Source organism: Citrobacter sp. NCU1, from assembly GCF_010231475.1.
In the GTDB taxonomy this organism is placed as follows: domain Bacteria; phylum Pseudomonadota; class Gammaproteobacteria; order Enterobacterales; family Enterobacteriaceae; genus Citrobacter_D.
In genome coordinates this window covers 1-20362 of sequence record NZ_NRDO01000005.1, presented here as the reverse complement: position 1 = coordinate 20362, position 20362 = coordinate 1, and the positions used below count along the sequence as shown (strand labels likewise).

Below are 20362 nucleotides of genomic sequence, written 5' to 3'. Positions count from 1 at the left end.
GCATGCGCTATCTACAATGGGTAATTCGCCGCTTATACCCACGTCGCTTGCGAAACCAGATGATCCTGGTAGCCATATTGATGGTCATTATACCCACTGTTTCTATTGGTTATATCGTAGAAACTGAAGGCCGTTCAGCAGTATTGTCCGAAAAAGAGAAAAAACTGTCGGCTGTCTTAAGCCTGCTTGACGATGCATTAGGCGATCGTTTTAACCTCTATACTGAACTGCCACGCGAGGAACGCATTCGCGCGCTTAATGCTGAGTTAGGTCCCATCACCGAACGTATTACTGCCGCGTTTCCCGGAATTGGCGCAGGCTATTACAACCAGGCGTTAGACGCCGTGATCACCTATGCGCCCTCGGCGCTTTATCAGCATAATGTCGGCATCACAATATCACCCGACCACCCTGGCCGCGAGGTCATGAGTCGCCATTCTGCGCTGGTGTACTCAGGAAAGCAGGTGCGGGGAGATATCCTTAACTCCATGATCCCCATTGAGCGCAACGGTAACGTTCTCGGCTATATCTGGGCCAACGAACTGACCGAAGACATTCGCCGACAAGCGTGGAAAATGGATGTCAGGATCATCACGGTGTTGGCCGCAGGCCTGATCGGTAGCCTGTTGCTTATCATCTTTTTTTCACGGCGGCTCAGCGCTAACATCGGTATTATTACCGATGGCCTGTCGCTCCTTGCGCAAAATAGCCACATGCGTCTCCCCTCTCTTCCCGGCGAACTGGGGCAAATCAGCCACAGTGTCAACGCGCTGGCGCAAACGTTGCGGGAGACCAAAACCCTTAATGATCTGATCATTGAAAACGCCGCCGACGGCGTTATCGCCATCGACAGACAAGGCGACGTCATCACGATCAATCCGGCCGCAGAACAAATTACAGGCTATAAGCAACAGGAGCTGGTGGGTAAATCGTATGCCAGCCTGTTTACGCACTCGCAATTTTACAGTCCGGTACTCGATACCCTTGCACACGGAACGGAGCATCTGGCCCAGGAGATCAGTTTCCCCGCCCGCGATCGCACCATTGAGATCCGCGTCACCACCAGCCGAATTCATAATGCCTGGGGAGAGTTAATCGGCGCCCTGGTCATTTTCTCCGACTTGACGGCCCGCAAAGAGCAACAACGTCGGCAGGCACAAACGGAAAGACTTGCCACGCTGGGAGAATTGATGGCGGGCGTGGCGCATGAAGTGCGCAACCCGCTAACCGCCATCCGTGGCTATGTGCAAATTATCCGCCAGCAGATCACTGAGCCTCAGCACCAGGAGTACCTCGGGGTTGTGCTCAATGAAATCGACTCCATCAATAAAGTCATCCAACAGCTGTTAGATTTGTCCCGCCCCCGCCAGAGTCAATGGCAACAGATCGCTCTCAACGCGTTGGTCGAAGAGACGCTTATCCTGGTCCAAACCGCTGGCGTTCAGGCGCGGATTTCCTTCCACATGGACTTAGATAACCAACTGTCGCCGATAGTTGCGGATCGTGAATTGCTCAAACAGGTGCTCCTCAACATCTTAATTAATGCCGTTCAGGCGATCGGCACCCGGGGGGAAATTCGTATTCGCACCTGGCAGTACACGGCGTCACAACAGGCGGTGACGGTTGAAGACAATGGTTGCGGTATTGATATCGCAATGCAGAAAAAGATATTTGATCCCTTTTTCACGACGAAAGCCTCAGGAACAGGTCTTGGGCTGGCGCTTAGCCAGCGCATCATCAATGCGCATCAGGGCGATATCCGCGTTGCCAGCATGCCAGGCTGTGGGGCGATTTTTACGCTTATTTTACCGATTAATCCGCAGGGAACCGTCTCTGAATGAAATCCACCTACCGAGTTCTCATTGTTGACGACGAAGACAATGTTCGCCGTATGCTGACCACCGCTTTTTCGCTACAAGGGCATGAAACACACTGTGCCAGCAACGGCAAGGCCGCACTGCAATGCTTTAAAGAAATAGAGCCGGACGTGGTACTGATGGATATCCGTATGCCGGAAATGAGCGGTATCGAAGCGCTGAAAATCATGAGAGCCCAGCAGCCCCGGATCCCCATCATTCTGATGACGGCCTACGCTGAAGTAGAGACAGCCGTCGAAGCGCTTCGCAGCGGCGCATTTGATTATGTCATAAAACCCTTCGACCTGGATGAGCTCACTTTAGTCATTCAGCGTGCGCTTCAACTCCAGGCGATGAAGCAAGAAATCCGCAGCCTCCACAAAGCGCTGAGTAGCAGTTGGCAGTGGGGACATATCCTGACCAACAGCCCGGTCATGATGGATATCTGCAAAGATACGGCGAAAATCGCCCTCTCTCAGGCCAGCGTGCTGATCAGTGGGGAGAGTGGAACGGGGAAAGAGCTGATCGCCCGTGCGCTCCACTATAATTCCCGCCGGGCTAACGGACCGTTCATCAAGATCAACTGCGCCGCGCTGCCGGAATCGTTACTGGAAAGCGAACTGTTTGGCCATGAAAAAGGGGCATTTACCGGCGCGCAAACATTACGCCAGGGGCTGTTTGAACGTGCTCATCAGGGAACGTTATTACTTGATGAAATCGGTGAAATGCCGCTCGTCCTACAAGCCAAGCTGCTGCGTATTTTGCAAGAACGAGAGTTTGAACGCATTGGCGGGCATCAAACCATTCAGGTCGATATTCGTATTATTGCCTCCACCAATCGCGATCTCCACGCGATGGTAAAAGAAGGCGCCTTCCGCGAAGATCTGTTTTATCGATTAAATGTGATTCATCTGATGCTACCGCCCTTAAAAGAGCGCCGGGAAGATATCCCCTTACTCGCCAACCACTTTTTACAAAAATTTAGCTCAGAAAATCAACGCGATATTATAGAGATCGACCCTACGGCAATGTCGAGACTCAGTGCATGGCCGTGGCCGGGGAATATCCGCGAGTTATCGAATGTGATTGAGCGTGCGGTCATCATGAATACTGGAGCGGTTATTTTTGCTGACGATTTACCCGCTCAGTTTCGCCAGCCTGTCAGTCCCGCCAGCGAACTCAAAGCGCCCCAACCGGGAGAGCGCAACCTGAAAGAAGAGATCAAGCGCGAAGAAAAACGCATTATCGTTGAAGTGCTTGAACAACAAGAGGGAAACCGTACACGCAGCGCCCTTATGCTGGGGATCAGCAGACGCGCCCTGATGTACAAACTTCAGGAGTATGATATTGACCCGGCAGATAGCTGATACCTGAATCTGCTATGCAGAATTTTGCACAGTGCGCAAAATTCTGCATATTCCCCCTCGACTCAAACCCCCACCCACTAAAAAATAAACCTTCATAATTAATACGTTAACTAATATTTTCATTATTGCACGCTTCTGGCATTCCGCTTGCTATTCCCTATGCGTACCCAACATGGAGTATGCAAAAGGGAAACATAATGAAAACAAAACTGATTACCTTACAGGACGTACCCGCTTTCTTTCGTGACGGCATGACCATCATGGTTGGCGGTTTTATGGGGGTTGGCACCCCGCCCCGTCTGGTCGAGGCTCTCCTTGATTCCGGCGTCAGAGATCTCACGCTAATCGCCAACGATACCGCCTTTGTTGATACCGGTATTGGCCCGCTTATTGTCAATGGCCGGGTGCGTAAAGTCATCGCCTCGCATATTGGCACCAACCCCGAAACAGGTCGGCGAATGATTGCCGGAGAAATGGAGGTACTGCTGGTTCCACAAGGAACCCTGATAGAACAAATCCGCTGTGGCGGAGCGGGTCTGGGCGGTTTTCTGACCCCCACGGGCGTCGGTACTGTGGTAGAAGACGGTAAACAGACCATGACGCTCGACGGAAAAAAGTGGCTGCTTGAGCGTCCGCTACGTGCCGATCTGGCGCTGATCCGCGCCCACCGCGCCGACCCCCTCGGCAACCTGACCTATCAACTCAGCGCCCGCAATTTTAACCCTCTGATTGCGCTCGCCGCCGATATCACACTGGTGGAACCTGACAAACTGGTCGCAACAGGCGATCTCCTGCCGGACCAGATTGTCACCCCAGGCGCGGTTATCGACCACATCGTTATGCCACAGGAGTGTTAATCATGGATGCTAAACAGCGTATTGCGCGCCGCGTGGCGCAAGAACTTTGTGATGGAGATGTTGTTAACCTGGGGATTGGTCTACCTACGCTGGTCGCCAATTATCTTCCCGCCGATATCCACATCACGTTGCAATCAGAAAACGGTTTTCTTGGGCTGGGTCCCGTTACCACTGCCCATCCAGATTTAGTGAATGCTGGCGGGCAACCGTGCGGCATTTTGCCCGGCGCAGTGATGTTTGATAGCGCAATGTCGTTTGCATTGATTCGCGGCGGTCACGTTGATGCCTGCGTCCTCGGCGGATTGCAGGTGGATGAACAAGCCAACCTCGCCAACTGGGTCGTTCCCGGCAAACTGGTGCCCGGTATGGGGGGCGCGATGGATCTGGTGACTGGCGCGCGCAAAGTGATCATTGCCATGGAACACTGTGCGAAAGACGGTTCAGCCAAAATTCTGCGTTACTGCACCATGCCGCTAACCGCCCAGCATGCGGTACATATGCTGGTGACTGAGCTCGCCGTCTTTCGTTTCATCGACGGCAAAATGTGGCTCACCGAAATCGCTGAAGAATGCAACCTCTCCACGCTTCGCGCGAAAACCGAAGCGCATTTTGACGTTGCAGCCAACCTGATAATCCAACGAGGTGATGCATGATAGGTCGTATCTCACGCTTTATGACGCGCTTTGTCAGCCGCTGGCTTCCCGATCCGCTGATCTTCGCCATGTTGCTGACGCTGCTGACGTTTGGGATTGCGCTCTGGCTAACGCCGCAAACACCCATCAAGATGGTCAAGTTCTGGGGCGACGGTTTCTGGAACCTGCTGGCATTCGGGATGCAGATGGCGTTGATCATTGTCACGGGTCATGCTTTGGCCAGTTCCGGACCGGTTAAAAGCTTACTGCGAACGGTCGCTTCCGTCGCCAAAACCCCCGCACAGGGGGTGATGCTGGTGACGTTCTTTGGGGCGGTCGCGTCCGTCATCAACTGGGGTTTTGGTCTGGTGGTGGGGGCGATGTTTGCCCGTGAAGTCGCCCGCCGGGTGCCCGGTTCCGATTATCCCCTGCTCATTGCCTGCGCCTATATCGGCTTTATCACCTGGGGCGGCGGTCTCTCTGGTTCAATGCCGCTGCTCGCCGCGACGCCAGGTAACCCGGTCGAACATATTGCAGGTTTAATTCCGGTCGGTGACACCATTTTCACTAAGTTCAATATTTTCATTACGTTGAGTCTTATCGTGGTGATGCCGTTCATCACCCGTTTGATGATGCCAAAACCGTCTGATGTCATCTCCGTCGATCCCTCATTGTTGCAGGAAGATGCGGATTATCAGAAAACATTACCGGCAGATGCCCCGCCGTCTGAACGTCTCGAAGAGAGTCGTATTCTGGCGCTGATCATCGGTGCGATGGGCATTGCTTACCTGGCATTCGACTTTGCAGATAAAGGTTTCAATATCACGATTAACACCGTCAATCTGATGTTCCTGATTGCCGGATTGTTGCTCCACAAAACCCCTATGGCCTACATGCGCGCCGTTAGCGCAGCCGCCCGCAGTACCGCAGGTATTCTGGTTCAGTTTCCCTTCTACGCGGGTATCCAGTTGATGATGGAACACTCAGGACTCGGCGGGCTGATTACCGAGTTCTTCATCAATGTCGCCAACAAAGACACCTTCCCCCTCATGACCTTCTTCAGCTCTGCGCTGATTAACTTCGCCGTGCCCTCAGGCGGCGGACACTGGGTCATCCAGGGTCCGTTCGTGCTTCCGGCCGCCGAGGCACTTGGCGCCGATCTTGGCAAGTCGGTCATGGCGATTGCCTACGGCGAACAGTGGATGAACATGGCGCAGCCCTTCTGGGCGCTACCTGCGCTGGCCATCGCCGGGCTTGGGGTGCGCGACATCATGGGTTACTGCATCACTGCCCTGCTTTTTTCCGGGTTCATATTCGTCATTGGCCTGAGCGTGTTCTGACGACAAACTTTCACATTAAGGAACAGAAAATGAAAAACAGTGTCATCGTCAGTGCAGCACGTACCGCCATTGGCAACTTTAACGGCGCGCTGGCAGCCACCAGCGCCATCGACCTTGGGGTAACGGCGATCAAAGCCGCGCTTGAACGTGCGCAACTCGATCCGCAACGGGTTGACGAAGTGATCATGGGGAATGTGCTACAGGCGGGTCTGGGACAAAATCCGGCACGCCAGGCGCTGTTAAAAAGCGGTCTTGCCGATACGGTTTGCGGTTTTACCGTCAACAAACTGTGTGGTTCTGGCCTGAAAAGCGTTGCGCTTGCCGCACAGGCGATTGCGACAGGACAAGCACAGGCCATCATTGCGGGCGGCATGGAGAACATGAGCCAGGCGCCCTATTTGCTGGATGCAAAAGCCCGTTGGGGTTATCGCCTCGGTGACGGACAATTATCCGACTCTATTTTGCATGACGGCCTGCTCTGCGCCATCCACGGTTATCATATGGGGATCACCGCGGAAAACATCGCTCGTGAATACGGCATCAGCCGCGAAATGCAGGACGAACTGGCTCTCCACTCGCAGCGTAAAGCCGTCACGGCGATTGAAAACGGAGCGTTTCAGAAAGAGATCGTCCCCGTCAGCATCACATCACGCAAGAAAACGCTGGTTTTTGACCGTGATGAATTTCCGAAAGCCGAAACAACGACAGAAGGACTCGCTGCGTTACGTCCCGCTTTTGACAAACAAGGTACCGTGACTGCCGGTAATGCCTCGGGGATCAACGATGGCGCCGCGGCGCTGGTGGTAATGGAAGAATCTGCCGCCCTGGCGGCGGGGCTGAAGCCTCTCGCGCGTATTAAAGCGTATGCCAGCGGCGGCGTCGCACCCGCATTGATGGGGATGGGGCCGGTTCCTGCCACCCAAAAAGCGCTGCTACAGAGTGGGCTCCAGCTTTCTGATATCGATCTCATCGAAGCCAATGAAGCATTTGCCGCGCAGTTCCTCGCGGTGGGAAAAGTCCTTGGATTCGATCCTCAGAAAGTGAATATCAACGGCGGCGCTATCGCACTCGGACACCCTATCGGTACCAGTGGCGCGCGGATTCTGGTCACGCTGCTTCACAGCCTGGAGGCGCACGATAAAACATTGGGACTGGCAACGCTGTGCGTGGGAGGTGGTCAGGGGATCGCGATGATTGTTGAACGGATGAACTAAACGAAAAAGGGCCGGAATTCCGGCCCTTTGCATTTCAAGGTGATTACTCGTCAGCATCTTCCGCAGAGTCGTCAGCATCGTCTGCGTCTGAGACGTCATCGTCGCTTTCCACTTCCGGAGCGATATCATCGTCCCCTTCTGCGGCGCTACCGTCGATTGAATCCAGTTCTTCATCATCAACAGGCTCAGCAACACGCTGCAGACCCACCACGTTTTCATCTTCCGCAGTACGGATGAGGATAACGCCCTGGGTGTTACGCCCTACCACGCTTATCTCGGAGACGCGTGTACGTACCAGCGTACCGGCATCCGTGATCATCATGATCTGGTCGGCATCATCTACCTGTACCGCACCGACAACAGAACCGTTACGTTCGGTGACTTTGATAGAGATAACCCCTTTCGTCGCACGCGACTTGGTTGGGTACTCTTCTACCGCCGTACGTTTACCGTAACCGTTTTGTGTTGCCGTCAGGATAGCGCCTTCACCACGTGGGATGATAAGCGAAACCACTTTGTCGCTCTCGCCTAAGCGAATACCGCGAACACCGGTGGTGTTGCAACCCATCGCACGAACAGAGGCTTCCTTAAAGCGAACCACTTTACCTTCGGCAGAGAACAGCATGACTTCATCATCACCGCTGGTCAGATCCACGCCGATCAGTTCATCGCCTTCGACCAGTTTGATCGCCACTTTACCCGCAGTACGCAGACGATTGAACTCGGTCAGAACGGTTTTCTTCACCGTACCGTTGGCTGTCGCCATGAAGACTTTCACGCCTTCTTCAAACTCAGTCACTGGCAAAATCGCGGTGATACGTTCATCCTGCTCAAGCGGCAGCAGGTTGACGATCGGACGGCCACGTGCGCCACGACTCGCTTCCGGCAGTTGATAGACTTTCATGGAGTAGACGCGGCCACGGCTGGAGAAGCACAGAATATGATCGTGCGTATTCGCCACCAGCAGTCGGTCAATAAAGTCTTCTTCTTTAATGCGTGCGGCAGATTTACCTTTCCCGCCACGACGCTGCGCTTCGTACTCAGAAAGCGGCTGATACTTCACATAACCCTGGTGAGACAGCGTCACAACCACATCTTCCTGGTTGATCAAGTCTTCAAGGTTGATGTCCGCGCTGTTGGCGGTGATTTCAGTACGACGCTTATCGCCAAACTGCTCGCGAATTAATTCCATCTCTTCGCGAATCACTTCCATCAGACGATCGGCGCTGCCCAGAATGTGCAACAGTTCCGCGATCTGCTCCAGCAGCTCTTTGTACTCATCGAGCAGTTTTTCGTGCTCAAGGCCGGTCAGTTTCTGCAAACGCAGATCCAGAATCGCCTGCGCCTGCTGTTCGGTCAGATAGTATTGACCGTCACGTACGCCGAACTCCGGCTCCAGCCATTCAGGACGTGCCGCGTCATCACCCGCACGTTCCAGCATGGCAGCCACGTTGCCCAGATCCCATGAGCGCGCGATCAACGCCGCTTTGGCTTCCGCAGGCGTTGGCGCACGACGGATAAGCTCAATGATCGGGTCAATGTTCGCCAGCGCAATCGCCAATGCTTCGAGGATATGCGCACGATCGCGGGCTTTACGCAGTTCAAAAATAGTACGGCGAGTCACCACTTCACGACGGTGGCGCACGAACGCAGAAATAATGTCTTTCAGGTTCATGATCTTCGGCTGACCATGGTGCAACGCAACCATGTTAATACCGAAGGAGACCTGCAGCTGCGTCTGGGAATAGAGGTTATTCAGTACCACTTCCCCAACCGCATCGCGTTTGATTTCAATCACGATGCGCATGCCGTCTTTGTCAGACTCGTCACGCAGCGCGCTGATACCTTCAACGCGTTTATCTTTCACCAGTTCAGCAATCTTTTCGATCAGGCGAGCTTTGTTCACCTGATACGGGATTTCATGAACGATGATGGTTTCGCGACCGGTTTTTGCGTCAGCTTCAACTTCCGCACGCGCGCGAATGTACACTTTACCGCGACCGGTACGATAGGCTTCTTCAATGCCGCGACGGCCATTGATGATTGCCGCTGTCGGGAAGTCCGGGCCGGGAATATGTTCCATCAGCCCTTCAATGCTGATGTCTTCATCGTCGATATACGCCAGACAGCCGTTGATCACTTCCGTCAGGTTGTGCGGCGGGATATTGGTCGCCATACCAACGGCGATACCGGACGAACCGTTCACCAGCAGGTTAGGAATTTTGGTCGGCATGACGTCAGGAATTTTTTCCGTGCCGTCATAGTTGTCTACGAAATCTACCGTCTCTTTTTCCAGATCGGCCATCAATTCATGGGCAATCTTTGCCAGACGGATTTCCGTATAACGCATCGCCGCAGCAGAGTCACCGTCGATAGAACCGAAGTTACCCTGACCATCCACCAGCATATAACGCAGCGAAAAGGGCTGTGCCATACGAACAATGGTGTCATACACCGCGGAATCACCGTGGGGATGGTATTTACCGATTACGTCACCAACGACACGGGCAGATTTTTTGTAGGCTTTGTTCCAGTCATTGCCCAATACGTTCATGGCGTAAAGTACGCGACGGTGTACCGGCTTCAGGCCATCTCGGACATCCGGAAGCGCACGGCCAACAATGACCGACATCGCATAATCCAGATAGGAGCTCTTCAGCTCTTCCTCAATGTTGACCGGTGTAATTTCTCTCGCAAGGTCGCTCATCTAACCGCTATCCCTCTACTGTTTCCCGGATTCAAAGGTCGCAAATTATAACACAACCACGCTAATACAGGTAAATGGATTGCCTCCTTGAGAGGCTTTATTCGTCCCGTCAGGCTGATATACTCATTCGTCTTGCTAAATAAGGAGTAGAAGCACCCATGAATGCCGAAAAACCCCCGGTAACCCACAACGTTGACCATGAAGAAATTGCCAAGTTTGAAGCAGTCGCGTCGCGCTGGTGGGATCTTGAGGGAGAATTTAAGCCTCTGCACCGCATCAATCCTTTGCGACTGGGCTACATTACCGGGCGCTCAGGCGGCCTGTTTGGTAAAAAGGTGCTCGATGTCGGTTGTGGCGGGGGCATTCTGGCAGAGAGCATGGCGCGTGAAGGCGCAACGGTCACCGGCCTCGATATGGGCTTTGAGCCGCTGCAGGTGGCAAAGTTACATGCGCTGGAAAGCGGTATCCAGGTGGAATACGTGCAGGAAACCGTTGAGGAACACGCGGCGAAACATGCGCATCAGTACGATGTCGTGACCTGTATGGAAATGCTGGAACATGTCCCGGATCCGCAATCGGTCGTCAGAGCGTGCGCGCAGTTAGTGAAACCCGGCGGCGACGTCTTTTTCTCCACGCTGAATCGCAACGGGAAATCCTGGCTAATGGCCGTTGTGGGCGCTGAGTATATTTTGCGCATGGTGCCCAAAGGTACGCACGATGTGAAAAAATTCATTAAACCCGCTGAACTGTTAGGCTGGGTTGATCAGACTGACCTCAAAGAACGCCACATGACCGGGCTGCACTACAATCCGATCACCAATTCGTTCAAATTAGGCCCAGGCGTTGATGTTAACTACATGTTGCATACAACGGCAAAAAACGACTGACGTTATCAGTTCTGCTTATAAAGATTGCGCTGCATCATAAGGCGCAATCTTTTTATTCTTCGCCGAAGAAATCAGCACTCGATCAAATTTTCATTTTTTTTTGCGAATTATTGACATGGCCTCCAGGCCTTATAAGACGCGCACTTAGCGTTTCTTACCCTTTTGCAACCTCAATTTAACCTCAAAATCAACTCTTGTACTGAAAAGAATCCCTACTAGAATACTCACCATATAGCGTTTCTTTTAACACCCAACCCCTACATATAGTATTTATCCACAGAGTTAGTCACAAGTGGATAAGCCAGGGGATATTTTTTCTTTCACGGACAGGTAAAACATGAATCAGAGTCTGCTGGTGACAAAGCGTGATGGTAGTACAGAGCGCATCAATCTCGACAAAATCCACCGAGTTCTGGATTGGGCGGCAGAAGGGCTGAATAACGTATCGATTTCTCAGGTTGAACTGCGCTCTCACATTCAATTTTACGACGGTATTAAGACTTCCGATATTCACGAAACGATCATCAAAGCGGCTGCAGACTTGATCTCGCGCGACGCACCGGATTATCAGTATCTGGCTGCGCGTCTGGCTATCTTCCATCTGCGTAAGAAAGCGTACGGTGAGTTTGAACCCCCCAAACTGTTCGACCATGTGACTAAAATGGTTGAAATGGGTAAATACGACAATCATCTGCTGGAAGACTACACGGAAGAAGAGTTCAAGCAGATGGATTCGTTTATCGTGCATGACCGCGATATGACGTTCTCCTACGCCGCCGTAAAGCAGTTAGAAGGTAAATACCTGGTACAAAACCGTGTCACCGGTGAAATCTACGAGAGCGCGCAATTCCTCTATATTCTGGTCGCGGCGTGCCTGTTCTCTAACTACCCGCGTGAAACTCGTCTTGAATACGTCAAACGTTTTTACGACGCGGTCTCCACGTTCAAGATTTCTCTGCCAACGCCGATCATGTCGGGCGTGCGTACCCCGACGCGTCAGTTCAGCTCCTGTGTGCTGATCGAGTGCGGCGACAGCCTGGACTCAATCAATGCGACCTCCAGCGCGATTGTGAAATATGTCTCCCAGCGTGCCGGTATCGGTATCAACGCCGGTCGCATCCGTGCGCTGGGCAGCCCGATTCGCGGCGGTGAAGCATTCCACACCGGTTGCATCCCGTTTTACAAGCACTTCCAGACGGCGGTGAAATCCTGCTCTCAGGGTGGCGTACGCGGCGGTGCGGCAACGCTGTTCTACCCGATGTGGCATCTGGAAGTTGAAAGCCTGCTGGTGCTGAAAAACAACCGTGGCGTTGAAGGCAACCGCGTGCGTCACATGGACTACGGCGTACAAATCAACAAACTGATGTATACCCGTCTGCTGAAAGGCGAAGACATTACCCTGTTCAGTCCGTCTGACGTCCCGGGTCTGTACGACGCGTTCTTCGCCGATCAGGACGAATTTGAGCGCCTGTACACCAAATACGAAAAAGACGACAGCATCCGTAAGCAACGTGTTAAAGCTGTTGAGCTGTTCTCCCTGATGATGCAAGAACGTGCTTCTACAGGCCGTATCTATATTCAGAACGTTGACCACTGCAACACCCACAGCCCGTTTGACCCTCAGGTTGCGCCGGTACGCCAGTCTAACCTGTGTCTGGAAATCGCATTGCCGACCAAGCCGCTGACTGACGTCAACGATGAGAACGGCGAAATTGCGCTATGTACCCTTTCCGCGTTCAATCTGGGGGCAATTAACAGCCTGGATGAACTGGAAGAGCTGGCGGTATTGGCGGTTCGTGCACTGGATGCCCTGCTGGATTACCAGGATTACCCGATCCCTGCGGCAAAACGCGGTGCGATGGGTCGTCGTACGCTGGGTATTGGCGTGATCAACTTCGCCTACTGGCTGGCGAAAAACGGCAAACGTTACTCTGATGGCAGCGCCAATAACCTGACGCACAAAACGTTTGAAGCCATTCAGTATTACCTGCTGAAAGCCTCTAACGAACTGGCGAAAGAGCAAGGTGCCTGCCCGTGGTTTAACGAAACCACCTACGCGCAAGGGATCCTGCCGATCGACACCTATAAGAAAGATCTCGATGCGGTCGCCAATGAACCGCTGCATCTTGACTGGGAAACGCTGCGTGAGTCCATCAAGACCTTTGGTCTGCGTAACTCCACGCTTTCCGCTCTGATGCCGTCCGAAACCTCTTCGCAGATTTCCAATGCCACCAACGGCATTGAGCCGCCGCGCGGTCATGTCAGTATCAAGGCTTCGAAGGATGGTGTTCTGCGCCAGGTAGTACCTGATTATGAATCGCTGAAAGACGCGTATGAGCTGTTGTGGGAAATGCCGAATAACGACGGTTACCTGCAACTGGTCGGCATCATGCAGAAATTTATCGATCAGGCGATTTCCGCCAATACCAACTACGACCCGACACGTTTCCCGTCAGGTAAAGTGCCGATGCAGCAGTTGTTGAAAGACCTGCTGACCGCCTATAAATTTGGCGTGAAAACCCTGTACTATCACAACACCCGCGACGGTGCTGAAGATGCGCAGGACGATCTGGCGCCGTCTATTCAGGACGATGGCTGCGAAAGCGGCGCATGTAAGATTTAATTTTTTGCCGGATGATGGCGTAAAACGCCTTATCCGGCCTACAAATCATTTCGAGGCGTTGTAGGCCGGGTCAGCGAAGCGCCACCCGGCATTACACTCCGACAGGACTCACATCAATGGCATATACCACCTTTTCACAGACGAAAAACGACCAGCTCAAAGAGCCGATGTTCTTCGGTCAGCCGGTCAACGTGGCACGCTACGATCAGCAAAAATATGACATCTTCGAAAAGCTGATCGAAAAGCAGCTCTCTTTTTTCTGGCGTCCGGAAGAAGTTGACGTTTCTCGCGATCGTATCGACTACCAGTCCTTACCCGATCACGAAAAGCATATTTTCATCAGCAACCTGAAGTATCAGACATTGCTGGATTCTATCCAGGGACGCAGCCCAAACGTGGCGCTCCTGCCACTTATTTCCATTCCTGAGCTGGAAACCTGGGTAGAAACATGGGCTTTCTCCGAGACGATCCACTCCCGTTCGTACACCCATATTATTCGTAATATCGTTAACGAGCCGGCCGTTGTTTTTGACGACATCGTCACTAACGAGCAGATTCAGAAACGTGCGGAAGGTATTTCGCATTACTACGATGAATTGATTGAAATGACCAGCTACTGGCATCTGCTGGGCGAAGGCACGCATAACGTCAACGGCAAAACCGTCACGGTGAACCTGCGAGCGCTGAAAAAGCAGCTGTACCTGTGCCTGATGAGCGTTAACGCGCTGGAAGCTATCCGTTTCTATGTCAGCTTTGCCTGCTCTTTTGCCTTTGCAGAACGCAAATTGATGGAAGGTAACGCCAAAATCATTCGTCTGATCGCGCGTGATGAAGCGCTGCATCTCACTGGCACTCAGCACATGCTGAACCTGCTGCGCAGCGGTGTTGACGATCCGGAAATGGCGGAAATTGCCCAGGAGTGTCAGCAAGAGTGCTATGACCTGTTTGTGCTGGCCGCGCAGCAGGAAAAAGAGTGGGCGGATTATCTGTTCCGCGACGGCTCAATGATCGGCCTGAATAAAGATATTCTGTGCCAGTACGTTGAGTACATCACCAATATTCGTATGCAAGCGGTTGGTCTGGATCTGCCTTTTAAAACGCGCTCAAACCCGATCCCGTGGATCAACACCTGGCTGGTTTCGGATAACGTGCAGGTTGCGCCGCAGGAAGTCGAAGTCAGCTCTTACCTGGTCGGGCAGATCGACGCCGAAGTCGATACCGACGATCTGAGCAACTTCCAGCTCTGATGGGACGCGTGACGCTTCGCATCACTGGCACACAGTTACTGTGCCAGGATGAACATCCTTCCCTGCTTACCGCGCTCGAATCGCATAACGTCAACGTTGAGTATCAGTGCCGGGAAGGTTATTGCGGTTCCTGCCGAATTCGGCTGGTCGCCGGTCAGGTTGACTGGATAGCAGAGCCTCTGGCCTTTGTGCAACCTGGGGAAATCTTGCCCTGCTGTTGCAAGGCAAGAGGAGATATCGAACTTGAAATGTAGAATGTAGTGCGCGTTACAGCGCGTAGTAATGCGCTTTCACCTGCTCCCAGTCCGCTTTCGGGATTGGGTCAAGATACTTTTCCAGCTGTGAAAAATCATGATTAGCCGCTTTATGGCGACGTAAACGACGGCGGCTTTTTTCGAGATCCAGGAAACCTGCCTCAACCGTACCTTCCGTTTTCACGTAGATATGGCGAACGTAGCAGCAGCCATGTTGGCAATTCACGCTGTGCATCTTTTTAAAGGCGACTGCCACGGCTTTCAGCATCGCTTCACGCACATCATCAGGATACGGTGTTTCGGCATGTTGATGATACCAGTCAGCAATACTGACAAACCCTGCCATGTCTTCGGTGACCAGCAGCGCACGCCACTCACCCTCGACCTTTGTCGCTTCGCCGTAGATGATTTCAGGCACGATAACACCCGCGCTTTTCAACTCTTTAATTACCGCGATTTCACGAACAATGGTCGGGCGACCAAAAGGATAACGCACAGAGTGAAACAGGTGTTGGGTCATGCGTTTAACATAGACTTTTTTGCCGTTACGCTCCACGCACTGCACACCACTCATCCCATTACGACGGTAGTTAGGTTCTTCGACCCAATCCCCTTCCGTTGCCCACCAGCGCTCAAATTCATTGTGTGTTGCTGACAATGCCATACCTACCGCCCGTTATTCTGACCCGATACTATTTCCGGCGGTAAATATAAAGTTTAAGTTAAGTAAATCTTAAGATATTCGTGCTGAATAGTGGATTTCTGAGGAAAATGTGGGCAAGACCTTCACGATCAATTTCATTCACAGCATAAATTCATTTCGAATGATGATTATCTTCCGACTGACTCAGCAAATTCATTAGCAAACGTCGACGCAAAAAAAACTGCACCTTACTCAGTGGACTTTCCACCTTTGGGGTGCAGTTTTGCTGCGCTAACCGCGCGAGCCGTTATTTTTTATTCAGGAACATGACCGCTTTATCCGGGAAGTCGGTAAACAACCCGTCAACACCCGCCTGGTTATACAGAATGTCGTAAAGCTGGTTTACGTCGGTCGCATACTCCGGAAGCAGATCAGCACGAACGGTATAAGGGTGCACCACCATCTTATTCTGATGGGCGTCCTGTACCATGCCAGTGAGTTGGATATTCCCCTTCTTAGACTTTTCGTCAATCAGCATATGGTAGTCAGGGCCGATGCCGTCAGCATATTCCGCGACTTGCTTCATTGCACCTGGCTTAAACATCCAGTCGTAGTTGTAATTAACCCAACTGCCGTCCGGCTGTTTCTGCTGTGTTTCGTTCCAGTCGGTGTACGCAATCAGCTGAACCAGGTTGAGATCCATCCCCATTTTCGGTTCCAGCTCGTGCTTGATGCGCTTCAATTCTGCGGCATCAAAACACTGCAAATACACGTTATCCTTCTTACCGGTGTAACCGTACTTTTTCAGCACTTCCAGCGTCTTCGCCGCGATGTCCTTCCCTTCCTGGTGATGGAACCACGGCGCTTTCATTTCCGGATAAATGCCGATGTTCTTACCGGTCGAGTGATTCAGGCCCTGAACAAACTCGATCTCTTCTTCAAAGGTATGAACCCGGAAATCAGATTTCCCCATCGGGAAGCGCCCTGGATAACTCTGCACTTTCTTACCGTTTTCAATGTCGAAGCCTTCGGTAAATTTCAGCGACTTAATTTCATCCAGCGTGAAGTCGATGGCGTAGTAGCGACCGTCTTTACGCGCCCGGTCTGGAAAACGTTCGGCAACATCGGTGACCCGGTCAAGATAATGGTCATGGAGAACGACTAAACGGTCATCCTTGGTCATGACCAAATCCTGTTCCAGATAATCTGCGCCTTGTGCATACGCCATCGCTTTGGCGGGCAGCGTATGTTCAGGCAAATAGCCGCTGGCACCGCGATGGGCAATCACGGTTTTGTCACTTTTATCGGCGGCAACCGCGCTGCTTCCCATCGCCATTCCAGCCATCATCAGCGCAACGCTCAGACTCTTTAGCATCATTTTCATTTGATTAGCTCCCGCTGCGTTTCAGCGTCAGTTCTTCGTGATGACGTTTTTCGCCAATCATCACTACAACGAGCAGAATAACCGCCAGCACGCTGCCGCCGATCATCACCATGAAACCGCCGTCCCAACCGAAGAAGTCGACGGTGTAACCCACAATGGCGCTCGCCGCCACGGAACCGCCCAGATACCCGAACAGGCCGGTAAAGCCTGCCGCCGTACCTGCCGCTTTTTTCGGTGCCAGTTCCAGAGCGTGTAAACCAATCAGCATGACCGGACCATAGATAAGGAAGCCGATAACGATCATACACGCCATATCCACACCTGGATTACCCGCTGGGTTCATCCAATAAACGATGGTGGCGATAGTCACCAGCGTCATAAAGAACACGCCGGTCGCCCCACGGTTACCACGGAAGACTTTATCCGACATCCAGCCACACAGCAGCGTGCCCGGAATACCGGCATATTCATAAAGGAAATAGGCCCAGGATGATTTATCCAGCGCGAAATGTTTCACTTCTTTCAGATAGGTCGGTGACCAGTCGAGGATGCCGTAACGCAGCAGATACACGAACACGTTAGCAATCGCGATGTACCACAGCAGTTTGTTCGGCAACACGTACTGCATAAAGATTTGCTTCGCAGTCAGCTCTTCTTCTGCTTTCTCGTTGTAATCGTCCGGATAGTCGTTTTTGTACTCTTCGATAGACGGCAAGCCACAGGATTGCGGCGTATCACGCATCATCGCAAAGGCAAAGAACGCAACAATGATTGCGCCAAACGCTGGCATATAAAGTGCCGCTTTCCAGTCGTTAAACCAGGCCATCCCCAACAGGAACAGCAACGGTGGAATACCGCCGCCCACGTTATGCGCACAGTTCCAGACAGAAACAATGCCGCCGCGTTCTTTCTGCGACCACCAGTGCACCATAGTACGGCCACACGGCGGCCACCCCATCCCCTGGAACCACCCGCAGATGAACAACAGGACGAACATAATCGCGATACTTGACGTCGCCCACGGCACAAAGCCCATGAACAACATGACTGCCGACGCCAGAATCAGACCTGCCGGCAGGAAAACGCGCGGATTCGAACGGTCAGAAACTGACCCCATGATGAATTTTGAAAAACCGTATGCAATGGAAATCCCTGACAAAGCAAAACCAAGATCGCCACGGGAAAAGCCCTGCTCAACCAGATACGGCATCGCCAGAGCAAAGTTTTTACGTACCAGATAGTACGCGGCGTAACCAAAGAAAATCCCCAAAAATATTTGCCAGCGCAACCGACGATACGTCGGGTCAATCTCTGCCGCTGGCAAACGCGTGCTGTGCGTCGCTGGTTTAAAAATACTTAGCATATGTAGCCTCCGTGGCCGTATTTAGTTTTGAGATAGACACCGCAGTTCGTTCAAACAGCCCCTCTGCTCCCAGTGTGGTCGCGATGTTAAGGAAAGATACATGGCGTTAATGTGAATTACAGCACATATTGTTACAGCCTTATGACAAATGTTCCAAAAGGTGCACGAAATCACGTTTCAATTTCGAATCATGAGCGATTATGCGCGAAATCAAACAAACCATATTTTTTATATGGCTAAATGATAAAAAAACGAACAATGAGGAAAAACAATGAAAACTCGCGACTCGCAATCAAGTGACGTGATTATCATTGGCGGAGGCGCCACGGGTGCAGGGATTGCCCGCGACTGTGCATTACGCGGATTACGCGTCATCTTAGTCGAGCGTCATGACATCGCGACCGGCGCAACATGTCGTAACCACGGACTGCTGCACAGCGGCGCGCGTTACGCGGTGACGGATGCCGAATCCGCTCGCGAGTGTATTAGCGAAAATCAGATCCTGAAAAGGGTTGCCCGCCATTGTGTGGAACCCACCGACGGCCTTTTTATTACCCTGCCAGAAGATGAATTATCTTTTCAGGCGACCTTTATTCGCGCCTGCGAAGACGCCGGGATCCGTGCTGAGGCGATCGATCCCCAACAGGCGCGGATCATTGAGCCTGCGGTAAACCCTGCGCTGATCGGTGCCGTCAAAGTGCCGGATGGCACTGTTGATCCTTTCCGACTGACCGCCGCCAACATGCTGGATGCGAAAGAGCACGGCGCCACCATTTTGACGGCGCACGAAGTGACCGGCTTAATTCGCGAAGGGGCAACCGTGTGCGGCGTCAATGTGCGCAACCATCTGACAGGCGAAACCCAGTCTCTACACGCGCCGGTCGTGGTGAACGCCGCCGGCATTTGGGGTCAGCGCATCGCTGAATATGCAGACCTCAGTATCCGCATGTTTCCGGCGAAAGGGTCGCTGCTCATCATGGATCACCGTATTAACCAGCATGTGATCAACCGCTGCCGGAAACCATCCGATGCCGATATTCTGGTTCCAGGCGATACCATTTCGCTGATCGGTACGACCTCGACGCACATCGATTACAAGGATATTGACAGCAACCGCGTGACCGCCGAAGAGGTTGATATCCTGCTGCGTGAAGGTGAAAAACTGGCTCCGGTAATGGCGAAAACGCGCATTCTACGCGCTTACTCCGGTGTACGACCGCTGGTCGCCAGCGACGATGATCCGAGCGGGCGTAACGTTAGCCGTGGCATTGTGCTGTTTGACCACGCCGAACGTGATGGTCTGGACGGGTTTATCACCATTACCGGTGGGAAGCTAATGACCTACCGCCTGATGGCAGAATGGGCAACCGACGCCGTTTGCCGCAAACTGGGCAACAGCCGTCCCTGCGTTACAGCGCAAACTGCGCTGCCCGGCTCGCAGGAACCCACTGAAAATACGCTACGCCGCATCATTTCCCTGCCAGCGCCGTTGCGCGGCTCTGCCGTGTATCGCCACGGCGATCGCACGCCAGCATGGCTAAGTGAAGGGCGTCAGCATCGCAGTCTGGTCTGTGAATGCGAAGCGGTCACGGCGGGAGAAGTTCAGTATGCGGTCGAAAATTTAACCGTGAACAGCCTGCTGGATTTACGTCGCCGGACCCGGGTCGGGATGGGAACCTGCCAGGGCGAACTGTGCGCCTGTCGCGCCGCCGGCCTGCTACAACGCTTTAATGTCACCACCGCCGCGCAATCTATCACCCAGCTTTCTCAATTCCTCAATGAACGCTGGAAAGGGGTACAGCCTATCGCCTGGGGTGATGCGCTGCGCGAGAGTGAATTCACCCGCTGGGTTTATCAGGGATTATGCGGTATGGAGAAGGGGAAGGAGCAGCAGAATGAAATTTGATACGGTCATTATGGGCGGAGGTCTCGCCGGATTACTGTGCGGCCTGCAACTGCAAAAAAACGGACTCCGCTGCGCTATTGTC

16 protein-coding genes are annotated in these 20362 nt (G+C 52.8%); 12 read left to right on the top strand and 4 right to left on the bottom strand.

All coding sequences use genetic code 11. From position 1 onward, the window contains the following. Positions 1 to 2 precede the first annotated feature (2 nt). The 6 genes from atoS to CJP72_RS01695 all read left to right on the top strand — a co-directional run bounded on the left by atoS (position 3) and on the right by CJP72_RS01695 (position 7266). The gene (gene atoS, locus CJP72_RS01720; RefSeq protein ID WP_162379185.1) at positions 3 to 1841 is read left to right on the top strand and encodes a two-component system sensor histidine kinase AtoS; all 1839 of its coding nucleotides are present in this window, start codon (positions 3 to 5) and stop codon (positions 1839 to 1841) included. Beyond that, complete coding sequence (atoC, locus tag CJP72_RS01715; RefSeq protein ID WP_162379184.1) at positions 1838 to 3223, top strand: acetoacetate metabolism transcriptional regulator AtoC; 1386 nt, start codon at positions 1838 to 1840, stop codon at positions 3221 to 3223. Before atoS ends, atoC begins: the two co-directional genes overlap by 4 nt. Before the next feature lie 197 nt (positions 3224 to 3420). Then, positions 3421 to 4080: an acetate CoA-transferase subunit alpha gene (gene atoD / locus CJP72_RS01710; RefSeq protein WP_162379183.1), complete on the top strand. Its 660-nt coding sequence runs from the start codon at positions 3421 to 3423 to the stop codon at positions 4078 to 4080. Between the two features lie 2 nt (positions 4081 to 4082). Further along, the gene (locus CJP72_RS01705) at positions 4083 to 4733 is read left to right on the top strand and encodes a 3-oxoacid CoA-transferase subunit B (protein ID WP_162379182.1); all 651 of its coding nucleotides are present in this window, start codon (positions 4083 to 4085) and stop codon (positions 4731 to 4733) included. Further along, positions 4730 to 6052 (top strand): TIGR00366 family protein, encoded by a 1323-nt coding sequence (locus tag CJP72_RS01700; RefSeq protein WP_162379181.1) that lies wholly within the window; start codon positions 4730 to 4732, stop codon positions 6050 to 6052. The genes CJP72_RS01705 and CJP72_RS01700 overlap by 4 nt, the downstream gene beginning before the upstream one ends. 29 nt (positions 6053 to 6081) lie before the next feature. After that, positions 6082 to 7266: an acetyl-CoA C-acetyltransferase gene (locus CJP72_RS01695; protein WP_162379180.1), complete on the top strand. Its 1185-nt coding sequence runs from the start codon at positions 6082 to 6084 to the stop codon at positions 7264 to 7266. Positions 7267 to 7309: 43 nt separating this feature from the next. Here the strand turns inward: CJP72_RS01695 and gyrA are convergent, their stop codons facing one another. Beyond that, positions 7310 to 9973 carry a DNA topoisomerase (ATP-hydrolyzing) subunit A gene (gene gyrA, locus CJP72_RS01690; RefSeq protein WP_162379179.1) on the bottom strand — a complete coding sequence of 888 codons (2664 nt, stop codon included), beginning with the start codon at positions 9971 to 9973 and terminating at the stop codon, positions 7310 to 7312. Between the two features lie 158 nt (positions 9974 to 10131). On the opposite strand from gyrA, the gene ubiG reads away from it, so the two are divergent. The 4 genes from ubiG (at position 10132) to yfaE (ending at position 14984) form a co-directional block, all read left to right on the top strand. Then, positions 10132 to 10860, top strand: a complete 729-nt coding sequence (ubiG, locus tag CJP72_RS01685; protein WP_162379178.1) for a bifunctional 2-polyprenyl-6-hydroxyphenol methylase/3-demethylubiquinol 3-O-methyltransferase UbiG — start codon at positions 10132 to 10134, stop codon at positions 10858 to 10860. 337 nt (positions 10861 to 11197) lie between these two features. Then, positions 11198 to 13483, top strand: a complete 2286-nt coding sequence (gene nrdA / locus CJP72_RS01680; protein WP_162379177.1) for a class 1a ribonucleoside-diphosphate reductase subunit alpha — start codon at positions 11198 to 11200, stop codon at positions 13481 to 13483. Between the two features lie 116 nt (positions 13484 to 13599). Next, positions 13600 to 14730, top strand: a complete 1131-nt coding sequence (gene nrdB, locus CJP72_RS01675; RefSeq protein WP_162379176.1) for a class Ia ribonucleoside-diphosphate reductase subunit beta — start codon at positions 13600 to 13602, stop codon at positions 14728 to 14730. After that, positions 14730 to 14984, top strand: a complete 255-nt coding sequence (gene yfaE, locus CJP72_RS01670) for a class I ribonucleotide reductase maintenance protein YfaE (RefSeq protein ID WP_162379175.1) — start codon at positions 14730 to 14732, stop codon at positions 14982 to 14984. The genes nrdB and yfaE overlap by 1 nt, the downstream gene beginning before the upstream one ends. 13 nt (positions 14985 to 14997) lie before the next feature. On the opposite strand, the gene inaA is transcribed toward yfaE, so the two are convergent. The 3 genes from inaA to glpT form a co-directional block, all read right to left on the bottom strand. After that, entirely contained in the window at positions 14998 to 15648 is a 651-nt protein-coding gene (gene inaA / locus CJP72_RS01665; RefSeq protein WP_162379174.1) for a lipopolysaccharide kinase InaA, read from the bottom strand. A 286-nt stretch (positions 15649 to 15934) separates the two neighbouring features. Then, positions 15935 to 17011, bottom strand: a complete 1077-nt coding sequence (gene glpQ / locus CJP72_RS01660) for a glycerophosphodiester phosphodiesterase (protein WP_162379173.1) — start codon at positions 17009 to 17011, stop codon at positions 15935 to 15937. 4 nt (positions 17012 to 17015) lie between these two features. Continuing rightward, positions 17016 to 18374 carry a glycerol-3-phosphate transporter gene (gene glpT / locus CJP72_RS01655; RefSeq protein ID WP_162379172.1) on the bottom strand — a complete coding sequence of 453 codons (1359 nt, stop codon included), beginning with the start codon at positions 18372 to 18374 and terminating at the stop codon, positions 17016 to 17018. 271 nt (positions 18375 to 18645) lie between these two features. On the opposite strand from glpT, the gene glpA reads away from it, so the two are divergent. Together glpA and CJP72_RS01645 are read left to right on the top strand one after the other, a co-directional pair. Continuing rightward, a complete protein-coding gene (gene glpA, locus CJP72_RS01650) occupies positions 18646 to 20280 on the top strand; it encodes an anaerobic glycerol-3-phosphate dehydrogenase subunit A (protein WP_162379171.1) in 1635 nt (544 codons plus the stop codon). After that, on the top strand, positions 20270 to 20362 hold a 93-nt coding region (locus tag CJP72_RS01645), incomplete at its 3' end, for an FAD-binding protein (RefSeq protein ID WP_162379170.1). The genes glpA and CJP72_RS01645, both read left to right, overlap by 11 nt.

Bases quoted from the DNA above. Each gene is read 5' to 3' on its own strand.
- yfaE (WP_162379175.1), top strand. From the start codon at position 14,730: ATGGGACGCGTGACGCTTCGCATCACTGGCACACAGTTACTGTGCCAG.
- atoD (WP_162379183.1), top strand. From the start codon at position 3,421: ATGAAAACAAAACTGATTACCTTACAGGACGTACCCGCTTTCTTTCGT.
- nrdB (WP_162379176.1), top strand. From the start codon at position 13,600: ATGGCATATACCACCTTTTCACAGACGAAAAACGACCAGCTCAAAGAG.
- ubiG (WP_162379178.1), top strand. From the start codon at position 10,132: ATGAATGCCGAAAAACCCCCGGTAACCCACAACGTTGACCATGAAGAA.
- CJP72_RS01695 (WP_162379180.1), top strand. From the start codon at position 6,082: ATGAAAAACAGTGTCATCGTCAGTGCAGCACGTACCGCCATTGGCAAC.
- glpT (WP_162379172.1), bottom strand. From the start codon at position 18,374: ATGCTAAGTATTTTTAAACCAGCGACGCACAGCACGCGTTTGCCAGCG.
- glpQ (WP_162379173.1), bottom strand. From the start codon at position 17,011: ATGAAAATGATGCTAAAGAGTCTGAGCGTTGCGCTGATGATGGCTGGA.
- CJP72_RS01700 (WP_162379181.1), top strand. From the start codon at position 4,730: ATGATAGGTCGTATCTCACGCTTTATGACGCGCTTTGTCAGCCGCTGG.
- inaA (WP_162379174.1), bottom strand. From the start codon at position 15,648: ATGGCATTGTCAGCAACACACAATGAATTTGAGCGCTGGTGGGCAACG.
- nrdA (WP_162379177.1), top strand. From the start codon at position 11,198: ATGAATCAGAGTCTGCTGGTGACAAAGCGTGATGGTAGTACAGAGCGC.
- glpA (WP_162379171.1), top strand. From the start codon at position 18,646: ATGAAAACTCGCGACTCGCAATCAAGTGACGTGATTATCATTGGCGGA.
- atoC (WP_162379184.1), top strand. From the start codon at position 1,838: ATGAAATCCACCTACCGAGTTCTCATTGTTGACGACGAAGACAATGTT.
- atoS (WP_162379185.1), top strand. From the start codon at position 3: ATGCGCTATCTACAATGGGTAATTCGCCGCTTATACCCACGTCGCTTG.
- gyrA (WP_162379179.1), bottom strand. From the start codon at position 9,973: ATGAGCGACCTTGCGAGAGAAATTACACCGGTCAACATTGAGGAAGAG.
- CJP72_RS01705 (WP_162379182.1), top strand. From the start codon at position 4,083: ATGGATGCTAAACAGCGTATTGCGCGCCGCGTGGCGCAAGAACTTTGT.